1 protein-coding gene is annotated in these 1523 nt (G+C 37.1%); it reads left to right on the top strand.

Annotated features, from left to right (window positions below; genetic code table 11):
• Positions 1 to 715: 715 nt before the first annotated feature.
• The coding region (locus AC33VI_RS22895) for a filamentous hemagglutinin N-terminal domain-containing protein (RefSeq protein WP_491784572.1) at positions 716 to 1523 on the top strand (808 nt) is incomplete at its 3' end.

The following is a 1523-nucleotide window of genomic DNA, read 5'->3' as shown; positions in this document are numbered from 1 at the left end:
CGTCTCTGCCCAGAACACGAAGCTGGGCTTGCCCCGTTTGGCTCGGGGTAAACGGCTTTGCGAGAAACAAAATCCCAACAATATTACTGCGCTTTTCACATGGGTAGACCACATAATTAAACTTTAAAAACTAAGAACTAAGAACTAAAAACTAAAAACTAAAAACTACGAACTAGTAAATTTTCCCAGAGAGCTATTCAACTGAAAACGGCTGTAAGTGCAACTTCAAGGAGAAATGGTATAAGCTACTGACTATCGATCTAATTATTAGTTATTAGTTAAAGCTTATTTTTATTACAAGCAGCGATTAAAAACCTTTCGGGCGGATGTGGAATAAGAGTCTCCAGACACCAACATTAGTTGCAGTAAACTACGGACATTACTGCCCGCTGAAAACTAAGAACCAAAAACCAAAAACCAAGAACTAAAAACTAAAGACTAGAGACTATTCTCTGATCCCGAACTCACGTTATTTAATAGATTTTGCAGAGATAGATTACTATTAAATTTTGCTTGATGTTATTTATAGTTATTTTTTGGGAAACCTATCATTAAATAGAATGTTGGACTGTTCTGGGATTAACCTAAATCAAAATAAAATATTCAGCGATAAATGTAATTTATATTACTTAATAAGTTTACTTATATTGTATTGCGATTGTTTGTATATGACCACAAAAATCAGCTAATTTACTTTAAGAAAAACTCAATTATTATGATGCAGCTATTATTGTTCGCCCAAAAACATTTTCAGCTACAACAAACTACTAAATTTAGTCTGACTTTTATACAAACATTTCTCTTTGGTTATTTTTATATCTGCTTTGAAACGGGAGTATCAGCACAAATAGTTCCCGATAATACCCTTCCTAACAATTCTGTTACCTTACCCGATGATAATCTTATTCAAATAATAGAAGGAACTACCGCAGGAAATAATTTATTTCATAGTTTTACCGAGTTTTCTTTGCCCCAAGGAAATATAGCCTGGTTCGATAATGCTACGGCGATCGAGAATATTATCGGTCGAGTTACGGGCGGTTCGGTTTCGGCTATTGATGGTTTAATTCGAGCTAATGGTACTGCCAATCTATTTTTAATCAATCCCAATGGAATTGTTTTTGGGGAAAACTCTACTTTAGATATTGGTGGTTCGTTTATCGGCAGTACTGCCGACAGTCTCAAGTTTGCCGATGATAGTGAGTTTAGGGCGGTCGATCCGAGCGCATCGCCTCTGCTTACCGTAAGTATTCCCGTTGGTTTGCAGTATGGCAATAATAACGGAGATATCATCGTTACGGGTAATGGCAACCAACTCCAATTTAATCCCAACTTTACCGTAAATCGCAGTGCTCGACCGAGGGGATTGGAAGTAAGATCGGGAAAAACATTGGGTTTGATGGGTGGCAATATTATTTTAGATGGCGGGAATTTAACTGCGTCATCGGGAAGCATACAACTCGGTAGCGTTGGCGATAATAATCTAGTCGAGTTCGAGCTAACGGAGTCTGACTTAAATTTTG

The organism is Waterburya sp. (assembly GCF_058530065.1).
Note: the sequence above shows the minus strand (reverse complement) of the source record. Positions and strands in the feature narration are given on the sequence as shown.